This is a genomic window from Streptomyces sp. ISL-10 (assembly GCF_018614575.1).
Classification (GTDB): Bacteria; Actinomycetota; Actinomycetes; order Streptomycetales; family Streptomycetaceae; genus Streptomyces.
On sequence record NZ_JAGGOJ010000004.1, the window covers coordinates 20,500 to 40,464 of the forward strand.

At 71.0% G+C, this 19,965-nt stretch carries 18 protein-coding genes; 15 read left to right on the plus strand and 3 right to left on the minus strand.

Features of this window, described 5'->3' with window-relative positions; genetic code table 11:
- The first annotated feature begins 261 nt into the window (after positions 1-261).
- Together J7E88_RS04570 and thiD are read left to right on the plus strand one after the other, a co-directional pair.
- Complete coding sequence (locus J7E88_RS04570) at positions 262-1,248, plus strand: thiamine-phosphate kinase (RefSeq protein ID WP_215177558.1); 987 nt, start codon at positions 262-264, stop codon at positions 1,246-1,248.
- 44 nt (positions 1,249-1,292) lie between these two features.
- A complete protein-coding gene (thiD, locus tag J7E88_RS04575; RefSeq protein WP_215177560.1) occupies positions 1,293-2,084 on the plus strand; it encodes a bifunctional hydroxymethylpyrimidine kinase/phosphomethylpyrimidine kinase in 792 nt (263 codons plus the stop codon).
- 147 nt (positions 2,085-2,231) lie between these two features.
- On the opposite strand, the gene rpmB is transcribed toward thiD, so the two are convergent.
- On the minus strand, positions 2,232-2,417 hold the full coding sequence (rpmB, locus tag J7E88_RS04580) for a 50S ribosomal protein L28 (protein ID WP_003957616.1): 186 nt from the start codon (positions 2,415-2,417) through the stop codon (positions 2,232-2,234).
- Positions 2,418-2,672: 255 nt separating this feature from the next.
- On the opposite strand from rpmB, the gene J7E88_RS04585 reads away from it, so the two are divergent.
- The 9 genes from J7E88_RS04585 to mutM all read left to right on the plus strand — a co-directional run bounded on the left by J7E88_RS04585 (position 2,673) and on the right by mutM (position 12,043).
- Positions 2,673-4,259 carry a DAK2 domain-containing protein gene (locus tag J7E88_RS04585; protein WP_215177561.1) on the plus strand — a complete coding sequence of 529 codons (1,587 nt, stop codon included), beginning with the start codon at positions 2,673-2,675 and terminating at the stop codon, positions 4,257-4,259.
- Positions 4,260-4,325: 66 nt separating this feature from the next.
- Positions 4,326-6,527 (plus strand): ATP-dependent DNA helicase RecG, encoded by a 2,202-nt coding sequence (gene recG, locus J7E88_RS04590; RefSeq protein WP_215177562.1) that lies wholly within the window; start codon positions 4,326-4,328, stop codon positions 6,525-6,527.
- A gap of 37 nt (positions 6,528-6,564) precedes the next feature.
- Positions 6,565-7,149: a 16S rRNA (guanine(966)-N(2))-methyltransferase RsmD gene (rsmD, locus tag J7E88_RS04595; protein WP_215177566.1), complete on the plus strand. Its 585-nt coding sequence runs from the start codon at positions 6,565-6,567 to the stop codon at positions 7,147-7,149.
- Entirely contained in the window at positions 7,146-7,658 is a 513-nt protein-coding gene (coaD, locus tag J7E88_RS04600) for a pantetheine-phosphate adenylyltransferase (protein WP_215177575.1), read from the plus strand. Before rsmD ends, coaD begins: the two co-directional genes overlap by 4 nt.
- 145 nt (positions 7,659-7,803) lie before the next feature.
- Positions 7,804-8,928, plus strand: coding sequence for an ATP synthase F0 subunit B (locus J7E88_RS04605; protein ID WP_215177577.1), 1,125 nt, complete (start codon positions 7,804-7,806; stop codon positions 8,926-8,928).
- Positions 8,929-9,356: 428 nt separating this feature from the next.
- Complete coding sequence (locus tag J7E88_RS04610) at positions 9,357-9,989, plus strand: DUF177 domain-containing protein (RefSeq protein ID WP_215177578.1); 633 nt, start codon at positions 9,357-9,359, stop codon at positions 9,987-9,989.
- Between the two features lie 2 nt (positions 9,990-9,991).
- Positions 9,992-10,165 (plus strand): 50S ribosomal protein L32, encoded by a 174-nt coding sequence (gene rpmF / locus J7E88_RS04615; RefSeq protein WP_026165248.1) that lies wholly within the window; start codon positions 9,992-9,994, stop codon positions 10,163-10,165.
- 19 nt (positions 10,166-10,184) lie between these two features.
- Entirely contained in the window at positions 10,185-11,054 is an 870-nt protein-coding gene (gene rnc, locus J7E88_RS04620; RefSeq protein WP_251022157.1) for a ribonuclease III, read from the plus strand.
- A 128-nt stretch (positions 11,055-11,182) separates the two neighbouring features.
- Positions 11,183-12,043 (plus strand): bifunctional DNA-formamidopyrimidine glycosylase/DNA-(apurinic or apyrimidinic site) lyase, encoded by an 861-nt coding sequence (gene mutM, locus J7E88_RS04625; RefSeq protein WP_215177579.1) that lies wholly within the window; start codon positions 11,183-11,185, stop codon positions 12,041-12,043.
- A 42-nt stretch (positions 12,044-12,085) separates the two neighbouring features.
- On the opposite strand, the gene J7E88_RS04630 is transcribed toward mutM, so the two are convergent.
- Positions 12,086-12,481, minus strand: coding sequence for a helix-turn-helix domain-containing protein (locus J7E88_RS04630; protein ID WP_215177580.1), 396 nt, complete (start codon positions 12,479-12,481; stop codon positions 12,086-12,088).
- Positions 12,482-12,622: 141 nt separating this feature from the next.
- The gene (locus J7E88_RS04635) at positions 12,623-13,474 is read right to left on the minus strand and encodes a CAP domain-containing protein (RefSeq protein ID WP_215177581.1); all 852 of its coding nucleotides are present in this window, start codon (positions 13,472-13,474) and stop codon (positions 12,623-12,625) included.
- A 154-nt stretch (positions 13,475-13,628) separates the two neighbouring features.
- Between J7E88_RS04635 and J7E88_RS04640 the strand changes: the two genes are divergently transcribed.
- The 4 genes from J7E88_RS04640 (at position 13,629) to J7E88_RS04655 (ending at position 19,935) form a co-directional block, all read left to right on the plus strand.
- The gene (locus J7E88_RS04640) at positions 13,629-13,910 is read left to right on the plus strand and encodes an acylphosphatase (RefSeq protein ID WP_215177582.1); all 282 of its coding nucleotides are present in this window, start codon (positions 13,629-13,631) and stop codon (positions 13,908-13,910) included.
- Positions 13,911-14,315: 405 nt separating this feature from the next.
- Positions 14,316-14,534, plus strand: a complete 219-nt coding sequence (locus tag J7E88_RS04645) for a hypothetical protein (protein WP_177151413.1) — start codon at positions 14,316-14,318, stop codon at positions 14,532-14,534.
- A 164-nt stretch (positions 14,535-14,698) separates the two neighbouring features.
- Complete coding sequence (gene smc, locus J7E88_RS04650) at positions 14,699-18,265, plus strand: chromosome segregation protein SMC (RefSeq protein WP_215177584.1); 3,567 nt, start codon at positions 14,699-14,701, stop codon at positions 18,263-18,265.
- 248 nt (positions 18,266-18,513) lie between these two features.
- The gene (locus J7E88_RS04655; RefSeq protein ID WP_215177586.1) at positions 18,514-19,935 is read left to right on the plus strand and encodes a sugar porter family MFS transporter; all 1,422 of its coding nucleotides are present in this window, start codon (positions 18,514-18,516) and stop codon (positions 19,933-19,935) included.
- Positions 19,936-19,965: the final 30 nt, after the last annotated feature.

Here is a 19,965-nt window from a genome sequence, read left to right on the forward strand (position 1 = left end):
CCAACCGTCGGTGGGGAGATCCCAAGGAGAAGGGTCGCCACGGTATCGCGTCGTCGCGGGCCGCGGGGAGACCCTCGCGGCTGACAGCGCCCGCAGCGTGGCGTACAGAGAACAGAAGTTGACGTATCTCTTGACGGTACCCACGGCAATAACGGGTCGCGACCGCAGTTCACGGGCGCCCGACGCGGCCGTCGGCGCACCGGATACATCGGATACATCGGATACATCGGACACATCGACAATGCGGAGAGGTGAACCTCGGTGAAGGGCACTGTGGGCGAGTTGGGGGAGTTCGGGCTCATCAGGGAGCTCACCTCCCGGCTCACCTCCACCCCCGCGGTACGGCTGGGGCCCGGCGACGACGCCGCCGTCGTGGCCGCACCCGACCGGCGGGTCGTGGCGAGCACGGACCTGCTGCTTGAGGGCCGGCACTTCCGCCGTGACTGGTCGACGGCGTACGACGTCGGGCGCAAGGCAGCCGCACAGAACCTGGCCGACATCGCGGCCATGGGCGCGGTCCCGACCGCTCTGCTCCTGGGCCTCGTCGTCCCCGCCGAACTCCCCGTCACCTGGGCCACCGAGCTGATGGACGGCATCCGGGACGAGTGCCAGGTCGCCGGCGCGGCCGTCGTCGGCGGCGACGTCGTACGCGGCGACGTGATCACCGTCGCGATCACCGCGCTCGGCGACCTGCGCAACCACGAGCCGGTGACCCGCGCGGGCGCGCAGCCCGGTGACGTCGTCGCCTACACCGGCTGGCTCGGCTGGTCCGCCGCCGGGCACGCCGTGCTCTCCCGCGGCTTCCGCTCGCCGCGTGCCTTCGTCGAGGCGCACCGCCGTCCCGAGCCGCCGTACCACGCGGGCCCCGCGGCCGCCGGACTCGGCGCCACCGCCATGTGCGACGTCAGCGACGGACTTGTCGCCGATCTGGGGCACATCGCCGAGGCCAGCAAGGTCCGCATCGACCTGCGCTCCGGGCTGATCGACATCCCCTCGCAGATGAGCGACATCGGCCAGGCCGTCGGCGTGGACCCGCTGCAGTGGGTGCTGACCGGGGGAGAGGACCACGCGATCGTCGCGACGTTCCCGCCGGACGTCAAACTGCCCGCCCGCTGGAAGGTGATCGGCGAGGTGCTCAATCCCTCCGCGCTCCCCCAGGTGACCGTCGACGGCGCACCGTGGACGAGCAAGGGCGGCTGGGACCACTTCGGGGACATCGAGGACGGAAAGCAGCCGGACGCCCCGTAGATCCGGCTGCCCGGTGCGTCCGGGCGCCCAGTAGATTCGGGGCCATGCCTCCGTCCCCTCCTCTCGTGCTCACCGTCGCCGGATCCGACTCCGGCGGCGGTGCGGGCATTCAGGCCGACCTCAAGACGATGCTGGCCCTCGGCGTCCACGGCATGAGCGTGCTGACCGCCGTCACGGCGCAGAACTCGACCGGCGTGCAGGGCGCGTGGGAGCTGCCCGTCGAGGCCGTACGGGCCCAGTACCACAGCGTCGTCGACGACATCGGCGTCCATGCCGTGAAGACCGGCATGCTGGCGTCCGCCGAACTCGTCGAGACCGTCGCCGAACTGCTCGCCGCAACCGACGCGCCCGTGGTCGTCGACCCGGTCGGCATCTCCAAGCACGGTGACCCGCTGCTGGCGGCCTCCGCGCTCGACTCCGTACGCACCAAGCTGCTGCCCAGGGCCACCGTGGCGACCCCCAACCTGGACGAGGTCGCCCAGCTCACCGGCATCGACGTGCACGACGAGCCGGGCATGCGGCGGGCCGCCGGCGCCGTGCTCGGATTCGGTCCCCGCTGGGCGCTGATCAAGGGCGGCCATCTGTCCGGCGACGCCGTCGACCTGCTGACCGACGGCAGCGAGGAGCACTGGCTGCGCGCCTCCCGCCACGACAACCGGCACACGCACGGGACCGGCTGCACACTGGCGTCGGCCGTCGCGGCGGGGCTCGCCAAAGGGATCGCCGTGCCGGAGGCCGTACGCGAGGCGAAGGAGTATGTCACCGGTGCGATCGCGGCCGGCTTCGCCCTGGGCGAGGGGATCGGTCCGGTCGACCACGGCTGGCGCCTGCGCTGACGGGACGCGGGCCGACAGCAACGGCTGCGGAGATGGCGGCGGAAACGACCGCGGAAACGGCTGCGGAAACGGCGAAAAGCCGGTCCACCGAGGTGGACCGGCTTTTCAAGGCAACCGCAGGGGCTGCGCTACGACGAAACGTCGCGGTTAGCGCGAGACCTTGCCGGCCTTGATGCACGAGGTGCAGACGTTGAGCCGCTTCGGCGTCCGACCGACCACGGCACGCACGCGCTGGATGTTCGGGTTCCAGCGACGGGACGTACGGCGGTGCGAGTGCGAAATGTTGTTGCCGAAGCCCGGCCCCTTGCCGCAGACGTCGCAGTTGGCAGCCACGGGTCACTCCAAAGACTTCAGATGCACTTACAGTGAAATCCGGCGTGCCGGAATCAGTGATCTGAAGTGGCCTGCCGGGGGAATGGCCCGATTCTCATCGGGCAACCGGAGCAGCATACAACGGCTGCGTCCGAGACACGAAACTACCATGGCTTCCCCCGCCCCCGCCCCCGTGCCTGGTGGAGGCCGGGGTCTACGCTGCGGGGCAGCCCGCCGCCCACGGCCCCGTACGGGCCGACCGAGGAGGACCACCAGGTGCCGCAGACGATGGACGCCGAAGCGGTGCGCACCTGGTGCTCGCTGGCGCTGGAGGCCCTCGGCCGCGAGCGCGAGGAGATCGACGCGATCAACGTCTACCCCGTCGCGGACGGGGACACCGGCACGAACCTCTACCTGACGGCGGAGTCGGCCGCGCAGGCCGTCGAGGCCGTCTTCGCCGCCCACGAATCCGGCCGGTCGGCCCCCGCGCTCGCCGATGTGATGCGCGCGATGGCCCATGGCGCTCTGATAGGCGCCCGCGGCAACTCCGGCACGATCCTCGCGCAGCTGCTGCGGGGCATGGCCGAGCGCATCGGCGGCGGCGATCACCTGGCCGGCGCGCTGCGACGGGCCGCCGAGATGGCCCGTGAGGCCGTCGCCCACCCCGTCGAGGGCACCATCCTCTCCGTGGCCGACGCCGCCGCCGACGCCGCGGAGAGCGCACCGACCGACACCCTGCACGCGGCCTACGCCGGCGCGCGGGCCGCCCTCGACGCCACCCCGCACCAGCTGGCGGTCCTGGACCGGGCCGGGGTCGTCGACGCGGGCGGGCGGGGGCTGCTCGCGGTTCTCGGCGCTCTGGTGGAGGCCGTCTGCGGCGAGGCCCCGGTGGCCCCCGGTCCCTCGGCCGCCCGGCCGGCGCTCCAGGCGCGCGCCGCCGAGCCGTGCGACGGAGGCGGGCCCGCGTTCGAGGTGATCTACCTGCTGGAGGCGGACGACGAGGCCGTCGCCCGGCTGCGCGCCCGGCTCGACGGGCTCGGCGATTCGCTCGTCGTCGTCGGCGGCGACGGCCTGTGGAACGTTCATGTCCACGTGGACGACGCGGGCGCCGCCGTGGAGGCGGGCGTCGAGGCGGGGCGGCCGTACCGGATCCGTATCACCCACTTCGGCAGCGTGAGCGCCGCGCCGCCGCGCGAGCAGGTGCAGCGGGCGGTCGTCGCCGTCGTCCCCGGCGAGGGCCTCCTCGCCCTGTGCGGCCAGGCGGGCGCGACGACCGTGCCTCTGCGACCGGGGGAGCCGCCGGCCAGCGGTGAACTGGTCGACGCGATCCGCCGGGCGCACGCCCGCGAAGTCGTCCTGCTGCCCAACGACGCGTCCCTGCGCCACACCGCCGCAGCCGCGGCCGAACAGGCCCGTGCGGAAGGTGTGCGGGTCGCGCTCATCCCGACCCGCTCGGCCGTCCAGGGCATCGCCGCGCTCGCCGTCCACGAACCGGACCGCCGGTTCGACGAGGACGTCGTCGCCATGTCGGCGGCCGCGGGCTCGACCCGGTACGCCGAATTCGCCGTCGCCGAACGGCAGTCGTGGACCTCGGCGGGCGTGTGTCAGGCCGGTGACGTACTGGGCCTGATCGACGGCGACGTCGCAGTCATCGGCAACGACCTCACCGACACGGCGCTGATCGTGCTGGAGCGGATGCTCTCCTCGGGAGGCGAACTCGTCACCCTCGTCCTCGGCGACGACGTCCCCAAGAGCCTCGCCGCCCGGCTGGAGGCCCATGTGCGCGAGGGGTATCTGGCGGTGGACACCCTCACCTACGAGGGCGGCGGACGCGGGACGCCGCTGCTGATCGGCGTGGAGTAGGCGTACGCGCCCGAATGACGCGCGTTGTCCACGGGTGCGCGACGGCTGTCGGTGGCGTGGTGTGCAATGGATGGCGTGCCCGCGCTGGATGAACCTCTCAAGAACGCGCTCGGAGCCGCCACCGCGAAGGTGATGGCCGAGCACCTCGACCTGCACACTCTCGGCGACCTCCTCCACCACTACCCCCGGCGGTACGCGGAGCGCGGCGAGCTGACGTCGCTGGCGGAGCTGCCGCTGGAGGAGCACGTCACGGTGGTGGCCCGCGTCGCGGACGCGCGCGTCCTGACCTTCAACCAGGGCCGTGGCAGGCGGCTGGAGGTGACCATCACCGACGGCAGCGGCCGGCTCCAGCTGGTGTTCTTCGGCAAGGGCGTCCACAAGCCCCACAAGGACCTGCTGCCGGGCACCCGCGCGATGTTCGCCGGCAAGGTCTCCATGTTCAACCGCAGGCTCCAGCTCGCCCACCCCGCGTACGAACTGCTGCGCGGCGAGGACGGCGAGGAGGCCGTGGACAGCTGGGCCGGGGCGCTCATCCCGATCTACCCGGCCACCACCAAGCTGGAGTCCTGGAAGATCGCCAAGGCGGTCGACGCCGTCCTGCCCAGCGCGCGGGACGCGGTCGATCCGCTGCCGCCCGCGCTGCGCGAGGGCCGCGGGCTGACCGGCCTCCCCGACGCCCTGCACAAGATCCACCGGCCGCGCGCCAAGGCCGACATCGAGGTGGCCCGGCAGCGGCTGAAGTGGGACGAGGCCTTCGTCCTCCAGGTCGCCCTCGCACGCCGGAGGTTCGCGGACACGCAGCTGCCCGCCGTCGCCCGCAGGCCGGTCCCCGGCGGGCTGCTCGACGCCTTCGACGCCAAGCTGCCCTTCACCCTCACCGACGGGCAGCTCTCGGTCAGCAAGGAGATCTTCGACGACCTCGCGACCGAGCACCCCATGCACCGCCTCCTCCAGGGCGAAGTGGGCAGCGGCAAGACGATGGTGGCGCTCCGCGCCATGCTCGCCGTCGTCGACGCGGGCGGCCAGGCCGCCATGCTCGCACCCACCGAGGTCCTGGCCCAGCAGCACCACCGCTCCATCGTCGAGATGATGGGCGACCTCGCGGAGGGCGGCCTGCTCGGCGGCGCCGAGCAGGGCACCAAGGTCGTGCTGCTGACCGGGTCCATGGGGGCGGCGGCCCGCCGTCAGGCGCTGCTCGACCTGGTGACCGGCGAGGCGGGCATCGTGATCGGCACCCACGCACTGATCGAGGACAAGGTGCAGTTCCACGACCTCGGCCTGGTCGTCGTCGACGAGCAGCACCGCTTCGGCGTGGAGCAGCGCGACGCCCTGCGCTCCAAGGCGCACTCCCAGGGGGAGAGGAGGTCGCCCCATCTGCTGGTCATGACCGCCACCCCCATTCCCCGTACGGTCGCGATGACGGTCTTCGGTGACCTGGAGACCTCCGTGCTCGACCAGTTGCCGGCCGGGCGCTCGCCGATCGCCAGCCATGTCGTCCCGGCCGCCGACAAGCCGCATTTCCTGGCGCGCGCCTGGGAGCGGGTGCGCGAGGAGGTCGAGGGCGGCCACCAGGCGTATGTCGTGTGTCCCCGCATCGGTGACGACGAGGACGAGAAGGCGAAGAAGAAGTCGGCCGAGGACGAAGCGGCGAAGCGACCGCCGCTCGCCGTCCTGGAGGTCGCCGAGCAGCTGACGCGCGGCCCCCTCGCGGGACTGCGTGTCGAGATCCTGCACGGGCGGATGCAGCCCGACGACAAGGACGACGTGATGCGCCGCTTCGCCGCAGGCGACGTGGACGTCCTGGTCGCCACCACGGTCATCGAGGTCGGTGTGAACGTGCCGAACGCGACCGCCATGGTGATCATGGACGCCGACCGCTTCGGTGTCTCCCAGCTCCACCAGCTGCGCGGCCGCGTGGGCCGCGGCTCGGCACCCGGACTGTGCCTGCTGGTCACCGAGATGCCCGAGGCGAGCCCGGCCCGTGCCCGCCTCGGCGCCGTCGCCGCCACACTGGACGGCTTCGAGCTCTCCCGGATCGACCTGGAACAGCGCCGCGAGGGCGATGTGCTCGGCCAGGCCCAGTCCGGGGTGCGCTCCTCGCTGCGGATGCTCGCCGTCATCGACGACGAGGAGATCATCGCGGCCGCCCGCGAGGAGGCCGTGGCCGTGGTCCAGGGCGACCCGGAGCTGGAGCACCTGCCCGAGCTGCGGACAGCCCTGGACGCCCTGCTGGACAAGGAGCGGGAGCAGTACCTCGACAAGGGCTGAGAGACTTGGGACGTCAGCCCGCACAGAGAGGCCCGAGATGACCCGCGTGATCGCCGGCGCGGCCGGCGGACGCCGCCTCGCCGTACCGCCCGGCACCGGCACCCGCCCCACCTCCGACCGTGCCCGGGAGGGGCTCTTCTCCAGCTGGGAGTCCCAGCTCGGCACCCTCGCGGGCATCCGCATCGCCGATCTGTACGCGGGCTCCGGCGCCGTCGGGCTGGAGGCCCTGTCGCGCGGCGCGGCCCACGCCCTGCTGGTGGAGGCCGACGCCCGCGCGGCACGCACCGTCCGGGAGAACGTCCGCGCACTGGGACTGCCGGGGGCCGAGGTCCGCACCGGCAAGGCCGAGCAGATCGTCACGGGCCCGCCCCCCGAGCACCCCTACGACGTGGTCTTTCTCGACCCTCCGTACGCCGTCACCGACGACGATCTTCGCGAGATTCTGCTCACACTCCGCCGCGGGGGCTGGCTAGCAGACGATGCTCTCGCCACCGTGGAGCGCAGCACCAGAGGCGGAGACTTCATGTGGCCCAAGGGTTTTGAGCCGTTGCGGGCCCGTCGCTACGGCGAAGGGACGCTTTGGTACGGTCGCGCCGCCTCTACGTGCGAAGACGCACCATGACCGGACCGGAGAGCGAGGGACTTCAGTTGCGCCGCGCAGTCTGTCCGGGGTCGTTCGACCCCATCACCAATGGACACCTCGACATCATCGCCCGCGCCTCCAAGCTGTACGACGTCGTACATGTCGCGGTGATGATCAATCAGTCCAAGAAGGGACTGTTCACGGTCGAGGAGCGGATCGATCTGATCCGCCAGGTCACCCGCGAGTACGGGAACGTCGTGGTGGAGTCTCACCACGGTCTCCTCGTCGACTTCTGCAAGGAGCGCGACATCCCCGCGATCGTCAAGGGGCTGCGCGCCGTCAGCGACTTCGACTACGAACTGCAGATGGCCCAGATGAACAACGGCCTGTCGGGTGTGGAGACCTTGTTCGTCCCCACCAACCCGACCTACAGCTTCCTCTCCTCCAGCCTGGTGAAGGAGGTCGCGGCCTGGGGCGGAGACGTCTCCCACCTCCTGCCCGAACCGGTCCACCGCGCCCTGGTCGAGCGCCTCGCGCACAAGGGCTGACTCCGTCAGGGGCCGCGCGGTCCCTGACGGCACGTCACCCGGTGTCGAGCAGGCGCCGACTGGCCTTACAGTCGTCCCGTCCGTCTCCGCCGCACTGCCCGGGGGCCGACCCCGGAACTCCGGCAAGAAGAGGTGGCGAAGCACAGTGGATGTGCAGCAGAAGCTCGACGAGATCGTCGAAGCGGTCACGAGCGCCCGGTCCATGCCCATGTCGGCCTCCTGCGTGATCAACAGGGCCGAGCTGCTCGCTCTCCTCGAAGAGGTCCGCGAGGCGCTGCCCGGCTCGCTCGCCCAGGCCGAGGAGCTGATCGGCGGCCGTGAACAGCTCGTCGAGCAGGCCCGCAAGGAGGCCGAGCGGATCATCGAGTCCGCCCACGCGGAGCGCGGTTCGCTGATCTCCGACACCCAGGTCGCGCGCGAGTCCCAGGAGCGGGCCGACCGGGTCCTCGCCGAGGCACGCCGTGAGGCCGAGGAGATCCGCGCCGAGGCCGACGACTACGTCGACTCCAAGCTCGCCAACTTCGAGGTCGTCCTCACCAAGACCATCGGCTCCGTCGACCGCGGCCGCGAGAAGCTGCTCGGCCGCGGCCCCGGCCTCGACGAGCAGGGCTTCGCCGACGAGGACGCCCCCGAGCACAGCAGTGATCCGCAGACGCTCATCCAGCGCGCCGACGAGTACGTCGACGCCAAACTGGGCGCCTTCGAGGCCGTACTCTCCAAGACCCTCGACGCGGTCGGCCGCGGCCGGCAGAAGCTGCACGGCCGGATCGCCAGCGACGATCTCGGTGCCCACATGGCTGCCCAGGACGCCGCTGGCGGCGGCCACCAGCACACGAGCGACGCCGACTATCTGGCGGGCCTGGCCGAGCTGGCCGACCCGGCCCCGGAGCGCGAGCCGCGGCAGTCGTACGCGTCGTACCAGGCGCAGGTGCAGGCCGAGCCGCAGATCCCGGCCCAGCAGGCCCCGTACGACTACCAGGAACAGCAGACGTACGCCGCCGGGGGCGCGGGCGACGGCTTCGCCGGGGGCTATGGGGCCGGACAGCCCGACCCGTACGCCGCCTACCAGGACCAGGGCTGGGACCAGCAGCAGTACGGGCAGCAGGACCCGTACGCCTACCAGCAGCCCCAGCAGCCCCAGCAGCCCCAGCCGCCGCAACCGCAGCACCAGCCGCACGCCCAGCAGGGTGCCGCGCTGGACGAGACCAGCCTCTTCGACACGAGCATGATCGACATGGAGCAGCTGCGCCGGTACGAGCAGGGCCGCTAGCCAGGCCCGTGTCCGCAACGTCTCGCCTGGTCCGCGGCGTCCTGCTTCATCACGGCCTCCGCCGTGGGAGGTGGCCCCGCCCCCGTGCCCTGCCCGGGCACGGGAGGTGCCCCCATGCTGCGTCGGTCAAGAGCCCGAGTAGCTCCGCCAGGAGGGTTTCCGGCCCCGCCTTGCGACATCCCCGTAGCCCTTCATGCACGGGTTGGACCCCCGCACCGGACGCCGCGGACCCCGCCCTGCGGGCGCACGGTGGTACTGCGCGGACAGTGCCCTCGCTCTCCAGGGCCGCCGACCGGCCCGGATTGGGTCTACGGCGGCCGTTCCAGTATCCTGGCTCTTCGGTCGCGCGTAGTTCCGCGATCCCGGCTGCCCGCTTCGCTCCACGGATCGGGACGGCCCCTCCCCACGATCCGAAAGCAGGAAGAGCCGTGAGCACGCGCCTCGACCACCGCAATCCCCTCGTGTTCGACACACACGAGCTGGGACGGCGGCCCGGTGCGCTCCAGCGGCTGTCCCGCACGGTGGATGCGCCGAAGGACCTCGGCATCGAAGGGGTCATCGGTGTGCCCGAGGGCAAGCCGGTGGAGCTGGACCTCCGCCTCGAATCCGTCATGGAAGGGGTGCTTGTCACAGGCACCGCCCGTGCGAGCGCCGAGGGGGAGTGCGTAAGGTGTCTGGAGCCGCTGCGCCAACAGGTCGCCGCGGACTTCCAGGAGATGTTCACGTACCCCGACACCGACGACCGGGGCCGCCACGCGGAGCCCGTCGACGATGCCGAGGACGAGGACACTCTTTTCCTCGAGGACGGCCTGTTCGACCTCGAGCCCGTGCTGCGTGATGCGGTGGTGCTCGCACTTCCGATGCAGCCGGTGTGCCGGGAGGACTGTGCCGGCCTGTGCCCCGACTGCGGGATCAGGCTGGACGACGACCCGGGTCACCATCACGACGCCGTCGACATCCGTTGGGCGGCACTGCAAGGACTCACCGATTCACTCGGGACCGGTGAGAAGGACAACATGAGCGGCGCCGAAGCGGGCGTCGACGAGAAGCAGGAGAAGTAGCCGTGGCTGTTCCGAAGCGGAAGATGTCGCGCAGCAACACGCGCCACCGCCGGTCGCAGTGGAAGGCTGCGGTCCCCACCCTGGTTTCGTGTGAGCGTTGCCAGGAGCCGAAGCAGCAGCACATCGCGTGCCCGAGCTGCGGCACCTACAACAAGCGCCAGGTCCTCGAGGTCTGAGCGGCTGGTGAGAGGCCCGATGTCTGAGCTGTCCAATGCCAAGAAGCAGGCAGACGCAGTGAACACAGTCAACGCAGCCTCGTCCCACACGCTTCTGGAAGGGCGGCTCGGGTATCACCTCGAGTCCGCCCTTCTGGTGCGTGCGCTGACCCACCGCTCGTACGCGTACGAGAACGGCGGTCTGCCCACCAACGAGCGACTGGAGTTCCTCGGGGACTCGGTGCTCGGCCTGGTGGTCACGGACACGCTGTACCGGACCCACCCCGACCTGCCCGAAGGCCAGCTGGCCAAGTTGCGGGCCGCGGTGGTCAATTCGCGTGCGCTGGCGGAAGTCAGCCGCGGCCTCGAACTGGGCTCCTTCATCCGGCTGGGCCGGGGCGAAGAGGGCACGGGCGGCCGGGACAAGGCTTCCATTCTCGCCGACACCCTTGAAGCGGTGATCGGCGCCGTCTATCTCGACCAGGGTCTCGGGGCGGCGTCCGAGCTGGTGCACCGGCTCTTCGACCCGCTGATCGAGAAGTCCTCGAACCTGGGCGCGGGCCTGGACTGGAAGACCAGTCTCCAGGAACTCACCGCGGCCGAGGGGCTCGGCGTTCCGGAGTATCTCGTCACCGAGACCGGACCCGACCACGAGAAGACCTTCACTGCTGCCGCCCGCGTCGGTGGTGTCTCGTACGGCACCGGCACCGGCCGCAGCAAGAAGGAAGCGGAGCAGCAGGCGGCGGAGTCCGCGTGGCGGGAGATCCGTGCCGCCGCGGACGAGCGCGCAAAGGCGGCGGCCGATGCGGCGGCCAAGGCCGCGGCCGAGACGGACGCGGTCGGCGGCGCAGGGGTCGGCGGCGAAGGGGTCGACGAGGCCCCGGCTCCGCCGGACCGGGCCTCGGCCTGAGCCGCGTCTTCGCCTTCCAGCAGTTCCCGTGAGGCCCTTCGTCACTGCGGCGAGGGGCCTCACGGCTGCCCTGCCCTCGGTGCGCGATACGCTGCGGGCATCGCCCCGACCACCGCGGAAGGAGACCCGTGCCCGAGCTGCCCGAGGTCGAAGTCGTACGCCGCGGACTGGCCACCTGGGTCGGCGGGCGCACGATCGCCGACGTGCAGGTGCTGCACCCGCGTGCGGTGCGCCGGCATGTCGCGGGCGGCGAGGACTTCGCGGCTCGGCTGAAAGGCCAGGGCATCGCGGACGTCTGCCGGCGCGGCAAGTATCTGTGGCTGCCGCTCACCGGTATCGACACCTCGGTCCTCGGTCACCTCGGGATGAGCGGACAGCTACTCGTGCAGCGGTACGACGCCCCTGACGAGAAGCATCTGCGCATCAGGTTCCGCTTCGACGACTCCCTCGGCACCGAGCTGCGCTTCGTCGACCAGCGCACCTTCGGCGGTCTCTCCCTCCACGACAACACCCCCGAGGGGCTGCCCGACGTCATCGCGCACATCGCCCGTGACCCGCTCGACCCGCTCTTCGACGACGCGGCCTTCCACACCGCGCTCCGCGCGCGCCGCACCACGATCAAGCGGGCGCTGCTCGACCAGTCGCTGATCAGCGGGGTCGGCAACATCTACGCGGACGAGGCGTTGTGGCGCTCCCGGCTGCACTACGACCGCCCGACGGCGACGCTCACCCGGCCGCGGTCGGTGGAACTGCTGGGACATGTACGCGAGGTGATGACCGCCGCCCTCGCGGTCGGCGGCACGACCTTCGACAGCCTGTATGTGAACGTCAACGGCGAATCGGGTTACTTCGACCGTTCCCTGGACGCGTACGGACGTGAGGGGCTGCCGTGCAACCGCTGCGGCACGGCCATGCGGCGCCGTCCCTGGATGAACCGGTCCAGCTACTTCTGCCCCCGCTGCCAGCGCATCCCGCGCACCACGGCCTGAACCCGCTGCCCCGCCATCCTGCCGAGGCCGCCCGGGACTTCTCTACGGGGACGCCGTCCGGTCGCCGGTCTCCTCGCGTGCCGTGTCGTACCGCTGCCGGGCCTCAAGCACCTCGGGCATCCGGCCCTCCACCAAGTGGATCAGCCCGAGCAGCTGTTCGGCGACGGCCCGGCCCAGCGCGGTGAGTTCATAGTCCACGCGCGGCGGGTTGGTGGGCTGCGCCTCGCGGTGCACGAGCCCGTCGCGCTCCAGCGCGTGCAGCGTCTGGGACAGCATCTTCTCGCTCACGCCGTCGACACGACGCCGCAGTTCGTTGAAGCGCAGCCTCTCCTCGTACAGGGCTCCCACGGTCAGGCTGCCCCAGCGCCCCGTCACGTGCTCCAGCGTGCCGCGCGACGCACAGTGCCGGGAGAACACGTCGAATGCCAGGTCGTCCATGTCGCCAGCCTACTGCGCCGCAGCGCTGACCAATGGAGTGCGCTTCCGAGAAGACAGTGCACGCGAGCGGCACAGTGCGGCAACGGGTCGGGCCCCTGTACACCGAGGTGTCAGGGGCCCGACCCATTGCGCGTCGACTGTCTAGAAGCCGAAGTTCTGCGTCCACCACGGCCCGCCGTCACCCAGGTACACGCCCACGCCCATCGTCGTGAAGTCGCAGTTCAGGATGTTGGCGCGGTGGCCCTCGCTCTGCATCCAGGCGTTCATCACCGCACCGGCGTCGGCCTGGCCGCGCGCGATGTTCTCGCCGCCGAGGCCGGAGACGCCCGCCTTGTCCGCGCGGTCCCACGGCGTCTCGCCGTCGGGGTTGGTGTGGTCGAAGAACCCGCGTACCGCCATGTCCTCGGAGTGGGCGCGCGCCAGGTCCGCCAGCGCGGTGCTCGCCTTGACCGGGGCGCATCCGACCTTCGCGCGCTCGTCGTTGACCAGGTCGAGCACGGCGGCCTCGTGCGCCGACGCACCCGAGGGGGCAGCGGCGGCCGCGGAGGACGGGGGTGACTGAGGCCGGTCCGCTTCACGGGACTCCTCACGCGCCGGCGCGGAGGTGGTCTTCTTCGGCTCGGGAGCCTTGGTCTTCGGGGCGGGCTTCTCGACAGGCTTCTTGGAAGGCGTCGCCGACGGCTTGTCCGACTTGGCCGACTTGGAGGGAGACGGCTTCGCGGGAGGCTTCGACGGCTCCGCGGTCCGGCTCGGCGAGACCGACGCACCAGCCGTCGGCTCGGCGCTCCCCTCCCCCTGTGTCTGGAGCAGTGCGGGCCCCCCGGTGCGTATCTCCGCGGGGCGGTCGCTGCTGGAGGAGCCGATCGTGTACGTGTCACCGCCCGGCAGGATGCCCGAGGTGAAGGCCACGGCGCCTACCGCCATGGCAGCGGAGACGCCGAGCAGCCCGGTGCGTACGGGAAACCCCGTGCGCTTCTTCCGATGGCGACCCATGCGGTGTGCCTTCCTGGTCCCCGACGCCGTCGTGCTCGGCGTCGAACGTCAATGAGTTCACCCGAACGGGTGACGCTCATTGCGTCCGGACTGTACGCCATGGTGCGGTGGGGGCGATGTGATCTGTACGCATTCGGCCGGTTACCGTGCACTCATGAACGACGACGCGCGACTCACCGCGTGGGTACGCGGCCGAGTACAGGGAGTGGGCTTCCGCTGGTTCACCAGGGCGAACGCACTGGAGATCGGAGACCTCAAAGGCTTCGCCCTCAACCTGGAGGACGGCCGGGTGCAGGTCGTCGCCGAGGGTCCGCGTGAGAATTGCCACCGTCTGCTGGACTGGCTGCGCTCCGGCGACACGCCCGGACGCGTCGACGGCGTCACTGAGATCTGGGACACGCCGCGCCATGTCTACGCGGACTTCGCCATCCGCTGAATGCCTCTCTCCCAGGCCGCCCGAGCCGCGCCGTCGGCTCCCTTCGGCATGTGCCTCCGGCATCGGTCCCGGAGGAAAAGAGCCTGGTGGTTGCCAAGAAGAGGCTTGTCGTGCCAGGCTGCGGAGAGAAGGATGATCGCCACGCCCCCAGGGCCCCGCAGGTCAGGCACGCCGCTCGATGGAGAGGCCGTATGCCCCCGGGATGCCCGTCGATACGGGGCGTGATCGTGTTGACCGTCAAACTTTTTGGTGAGACTCTGGAAGCCCCGCGCACCTTAGCTGTTTGGCAGTAAAGAACCACAGCAGGACACCAGCAGTACGACACAAACTGTCAGCACCGCGGGTGCGAATCCCTCACGACCCACACCGCATCGGTCGGTCACTCAGTGTGGAGGACCATCCATCATGGCAAAGGCGCTTCTCGGTTACGTCGGCGGTTCCGACCCGCGACTCCTCGCCGAGATGCGACGGCTTCAGCAGCGCGTCCAGGATCTGGAGTCCGAGCTCGTACGCATCCAGTCCGAGAACGACGCGCTCACGGCTGCCGCCGCTCAGCACCCTGGCGAGCCGCTACTCAACGGCATCGACATCGACGTACACCAGGGGGAGCCAGCGCTCACCTGAGCACGGCTCCGTCGCGCACGAAGATATGCAAGGGACGCCCAGGCGTCCCTTCTTTCTTTTCCCCCGCCTCTCCCCGTCCCCGCCCTGTACATGCTTCCTTTACCGTCTGATGTGCCCTGCGCCTTCAGAGGCGAAACCGCGAGCGAAAGGTAGAGTCCGGCGGCGTGCACCTCAAGGCCATGACCCTCCGCGGGTTCAAATCCTTCGCGTCCGCCACGACGCTGCGCTTCGAGCCGGGGATCACCTGCGTCGTCGGCCCCAACGGCTCCGGAAAGTCCAATGTGGTGGACGCGCTCTCCTGGGTCATGGGGGAGCAGGGGGCCAAGTCGCTGCGCGGCGGCAAGATGGAGGACGTCATCTTCGCCGGGACGACCGGCAGGCCGCCGCTGGGCCGTGCCGAGGTCTCCCTCACCATCGACAACTCCGACGGCGCCCTGCCCATCGAGTACGCCGAGGTCACCATCACGCGGATCATGTTCCGCAACGGCGGCAGCGAATACCAGATCAACGGGGACACCTGCCGGCTGCTGGACATCCAGGAGTTGCTGTCCGACTCCGGTATCGGCCGCGAGATGCATGTCATCGTCGGTCAGGGCCAGCTGGACTCGGTCCTGCACGCTGATCCCATGGGCCGCCGGGCATTCATCGAGGAGGCCGCGGGCGTCCTCAAGCACCGCAAGCGCAAGGAGAAGGCGCTGCGCAAGCTCGATGCCATGCAGGCCAACCTCGCCCGGGTGCAGGACCTCACCGACGAACTGCGCCGCCAGCTCAAACCCCTCGGCCGCCAGGCCGCCGTCGCCCGCCGCGCCGCCGTCATCCAGGCCGACCTGCGCGATGCCCGCCTGCGCCTGCTCGCCGACGACCTCGTCACCCTCCGCGAGGCCTTGCGCGCCGAGATCGCCGACGAGGCCGCCCTCAAGCAGCGCAAGGAAGAGGCCGAGGCGCGGCTGAAGGCAGCCGTCGCCCGCGAGGCCGAACTGGAGGACGAGGTGCGACGCCTCGCCCCCCGTCTCCAGCGCGCCCAGCAGAACTGGTACGAACTCTCACAGCTCGCCGAACGGGTGCGGGGCACGATCTCGCTCGCCGACGCCCGGGTCAAGAGCGCCACCGCCCAGCCCGCGGAGGAGCGGCGCGGTCGCGACCCGGAGGACATGGAGCGCGAGGCCGCCCGTATCCGGGAGCAGGAAGCGGAACTGGAAGCCGCGCTGGAGGCCGCCGAGCGGGCGCTGGAGGACACGGTCGCGCACCGCGCCGAGCTGGAGCGGCAGCTCACGCTCGAGGAACGCCGGCTCAAGGACGTCGCCCGCGCCATCGCCGACCGGCGCGAGGGGCTGGCCCGGCTGAGCGGACAGGTCAACGCGGCCCGGTCCCGAGCGGCATCGGCGCAGGCCGAGATCGACCGTCTCGCCGCCGCACGAGACGAGGCCCAGGAGCGGGCCGCCGCTGCTCAGGAGGAGTACGAGCAGCTCAAGGCCGAGGTCGACGGCCTGGAAGCGGACGACTCGGCCCTCGCAGAACAGCATGACGCCGCCCGTCGTGAACTGTCCGACGCCGAGGCCGCACTGAGCGCTGCTCGCGAGGCCCTCACCGGCGCCGAGCGCAAGCGTGCGGCGGTCGCGGCCCGGCGCGAGGCACTCGCGCTGGGTCTGCGCCGCAAGGACGGTACGGGCGCACTGCTCGCCGCGCGGGACCGCGTCGAAGGGCTCCTCGGACCGGCCGCACAACTGCTCACCGTGACCCCCGGCCACGAGATCCCGGTGGCCGCGGCGCTGGGGGCCGCCGCCGACGCGGTGGTCGTGGCCGACCCGGCCACGGCCGCGGAGGCGATCCGGCTGCTGCGCAAGGAGGACGGAGGACGCGCGGCACTGCTCCTGGCCGACGCGACGGGAGCAGGACAGGGCCCGGACCTGCGGGGCAACGGCCCGTCCGGGCATCCGTACGCCGCCGGTCTGGTGCACGGCCCCGACGAACTGATGGGCGCTGTGCGGCGGTTGCTGCGCGATGTCGTCGTCGTCGGGACGCTGGAGGACGCCGAAGACGTCGTATACACACATCCCGGCCTGATCGCCGTCACCGGCGAAGGTGACGTGCTCGGCGCGCACTTCGCGCAGGGCGGGTCGGCCGGGGCGCCGAGTCTGCTCGAGGTGCAGGCGTCCGTCGACGAGGCCGCCGCCGAGCTCGAACGGCTCGACGCGCAGTGCGAGGAGCTGACCGCCACCCAGCAGCACGCCGCCGCACGACGCGGCGCATGTGCCGCGGCCGTCGAGGAGCTGGGGGAGCGCAGGCGCGCCGCCGAGCGGGAGAAGTCGGCCGTGTCCGGGCAGCTGGGCCGCCTCGCCGGACAGGCGCGTGGCGCCGCGGGCGAGGCCGAGCGGGCCGGCGCGGCTGCCGCCCGGGCCCAGGAGGCGCTGGAGCGGTCGGCCGAGGAGGCCGAGGAGCTGGCCGAGCGGCTGCTCGTCGCGGAGGAGACCCCCGTCGAGGAGGAGCCCGACACGCATGTGCGGGACCGACTCGCCGCGGACGGGGCCAACGCGCGTCAGACCGAGATGGAGGCGCGCCTCCAGGTCCGTACGCACGAGGAGCGGGTCAAGGGCCTCGCCGGCCGGGCCGACGCCCTCGACCGGGGCGCACGCGCCGAGCGCGAGGCGCGGGCGCGGGCCGAGCAGCGGCGCGCCCGCCTGCGCCACGAGGCCGAGGTCGCCGCGGCCGTCGCGAGCGGCGCCCGGCAGCTGCTGGCGCACGTCGAGGTGTCGCTGGTGCGGGCCGAGGCGGAACGCGCGTCCGCGGAGGCGGCCAAGGCGGAGCGCGAGCGGGAGCTCGCGGCCGCCCGTAACGAAGGACGCGATCTCAAGGGCGAGCTGGACAAGCTGACCGACTCGGTGCACCGGGGAGAGGTGCTGGGCGCGGAGAAGCGGCTGCGGATGGAGCAGCTGGAGAGCAGGGCACTGGAAGAGCTCGGCGTGGAACCGGCGGGGCTCGTCGCCGAGTACGGACCCGACCAGCTCGTGCCGCCCTCCCCGCCCGCTGAGGGCGAAGATCTGCCCGAGGACCCGGAACATCCGCGCAACCAGCCGAAGCCGTTCGTGCGCGCGGAGCAGGAGAAGCGGCTGAGGGCCACCGAACGGGCGTACCAGCAGCTCGGAAAGGTGAACCCGCTGGCGCTGGAGGAGTTCTCGGCGTTGGAGGACCGGCACAAGTTCCTCTCCGAGCAGCTCGAGGACCTGAAGAAGACCCGGGCCGACCTGCTCCAGGTCGTGAAGGAGGTCGACGAGCGGGTGGAGCAGGTCTTCACCGAGGCGTTCCGGGACACCGCCCGCGAGTTCGAGGGGGTCTTCTCCCGGCTCTTCCCCGGCGGCGAGGGACGGCTCGTGCTGACCGATCCCGACAACATGCTCACCACCGGCGTGGACGTCGAGGCCCGCCCGCCCGGCAAGAAGGTCAAGCGGCTGTCCCTGCTGTCCGGCGGTGAGCGGTCACTGACGGCCGTGGCGATGCTGGTGTCGATCTTCAAGGCCCGGCCGAGCCCGTTCTACGTCATGGACGAGGTCGAGGCCGCGCTCGACGACACCAATCTGCAGCGGCTGATCCGCATCATGCAGGAGCTCCAGGAGAGCTCCCAGCTGATCGTCATCACGCACCAGAAGCGGACCATGGAGGTCGCGGACGCGCTGTACGGCGTCTCCATGCAGGGCGACGGCGTCTCCAAGGTCATCAGTCAGCGGCTGCGCTGACGGGCCGTGCCGGGAGGGCATGCGTCGTACGAGCGCCTAGCCGTTACAAAACCTTCAAAACTTGAACTCAAGACAACTTCCCTGGTCCCGGATCGGTGCAACCTCTCCTCTTGACTTCGAAACTTGAAGGAATAGTCTCTGCAACGTTGCTTTTACCTTCAAGTGGTGGGCGCGCAGAACCTGTGCGCCACTTGAAGGGCTCGCCCCCCACGCCCGGCGACGCCCGCCGGACGGCCCCAGGAGTACACGTGACCAGCACAGCGCAGCCCCCGCCGGCATCGGGTGCCCGCGAGGCCCACCCCGAACACCTCGGGCATGTCGTCTTCATCGCGGCGGCCGCCGCGATGGGCGGTTTCCTCTTCGGCTACGACAGCTCCGTCATCAACGGCGCCGTCGAGGCAATCCGGGACCGCTACGACATCGGCTCGGGGACGCTCGCCCAGGTCATCGCCGTCGCCCTGATCGGCTGTGCCATCGGCGCCGCGACCGCGGGCCGTATCGCCGACCGCATCGGCCGCATCCGCTGCATGCAGATCGCGGCCACGCTCTTCACCGTCAGCGCCGTCGGCTCCGCCGTCCCGTTCACCCTGTGGGACCTCGCCCTGTGGCGCGTCGTCGGCGGCTTCGCCATCGGTATGGCGTCCGTCATCGGTCCCGCCTACATCGCGGAGGTCTCCCCGCCCGCGTACCGCGGCAGGCTCGCCTCCTTCCAGCAGGCCGCGATCGTCATCGGCATCGCCGTCTCCCAGCTGGTCAACTACGGCATCCTGCAGCTCGCCGACGGTGAGCAGCGCGGTGAGATCGGCGGGCTCGAGGCCTGGCAGTGGATGCTCGGCGTCATGGTCGTCCCGGCCGTGCTCTACGGCCTGCTCTCCTTCGTGATCCCCGAGTCGCCGCGCTTTTTGATCTCCGTCGGCAGGACCGACAGGGCCAGGGCGGTCCTCGCCGAGGTGGAGGGCAAGAACGTCGACCTCGACGCCCGGGTCGAGGAGATCGACCTCGCGATGCGCCGCGAGCACAAGTCGACCTTCAAGGACCTGCTCGGCAGCCGCTTCGGCTTCCTGCCCATCGTCTGGATCGGCATCGGGCTCTCGGTCTTCCAGCAGCTCGTCGGCATCAACGTCGCCTTCTACTACTCCGCGACGCTGTGGCAGTCGGTGGGCGTCGACCCGTCCAGCTCGTTCTTCTACTCGTTCACCACGTCGATCATCAACATCGTCGGCACCGTGATCGCGATGGTCCTGGTCGACCGGATCGGCCGCCGGCCGCTCGCACTCATCGGCTCCGCCGGTATGGCGATCGCGCTCGCCTTCGAGGCATGGGCCTTCTCCGCCGACCTCGTGGGCGGCAAGCTCCCGGAGACCCAGGGCGTCGTCGCCCTGATCGCCGCCCACGTCTTCGTGCTCTTCTTCGCCCTGTCCTGGGGCGTCGTGGTGTGGGTCTTCCTCGGCGAGATGTTCCCGAACAGGATCCGCGCCGCCGCACTCGGCGTCGCCGCCTCGGCCCAGTGGATCGCCAACTGGGCCATCACCGCGAGCTTCCCGAGCCTCGCCGACTGGAACCTCTCCGGCACCTACATCATCTACACGGTCTTCGCCGTGCTCTCGATCCCGTTCGTGCTCAGGTACGTCAGGGAGACGAAGGGCAAGGCGTTGGAGGAGATGGGCTAATCCCCGCTGCCCCTCTCCTCACCACGGAAA

Coding starts and splice junctions, on each gene's coding strand:
- thiD (WP_215177560.1), top strand. CDS start 1,293: ATGCCTCCGTCCCCTCCTCTCGTGCTCACCGTCGCCGGATCCGACTCC.
- recG (WP_215177562.1), top strand. CDS start 4,326: ATGGATGGCGTGCCCGCGCTGGATGAACCTCTCAAGAACGCGCTCGGA.
- rsmD (WP_215177566.1), top strand. CDS start 6,565: ATGACCCGCGTGATCGCCGGCGCGGCCGGCGGACGCCGCCTCGCCGTA.
- coaD (WP_215177575.1), top strand. CDS start 7,146: ATGACCGGACCGGAGAGCGAGGGACTTCAGTTGCGCCGCGCAGTCTGT.
- rnc (WP_251022157.1), top strand. CDS start 10,185: ATGTCTGAGCTGTCCAATGCCAAGAAGCAGGCAGACGCAGTGAACACA.
- J7E88_RS04630 (WP_215177580.1), bottom strand. CDS start 12,481: ATGGACGACCTGGCATTCGACGTGTTCTCCCGGCACTGTGCGTCGCGC.
- J7E88_RS04635 (WP_215177581.1), bottom strand. CDS start 13,474: ATGGGTCGCCATCGGAAGAAGCGCACGGGGTTTCCCGTACGCACCGGG.
- J7E88_RS04640 (WP_215177582.1), top strand. CDS start 13,629: ATGAACGACGACGCGCGACTCACCGCGTGGGTACGCGGCCGAGTACAG.
- J7E88_RS04645 (WP_177151413.1), top strand. CDS start 14,316: ATGGCAAAGGCGCTTCTCGGTTACGTCGGCGGTTCCGACCCGCGACTC.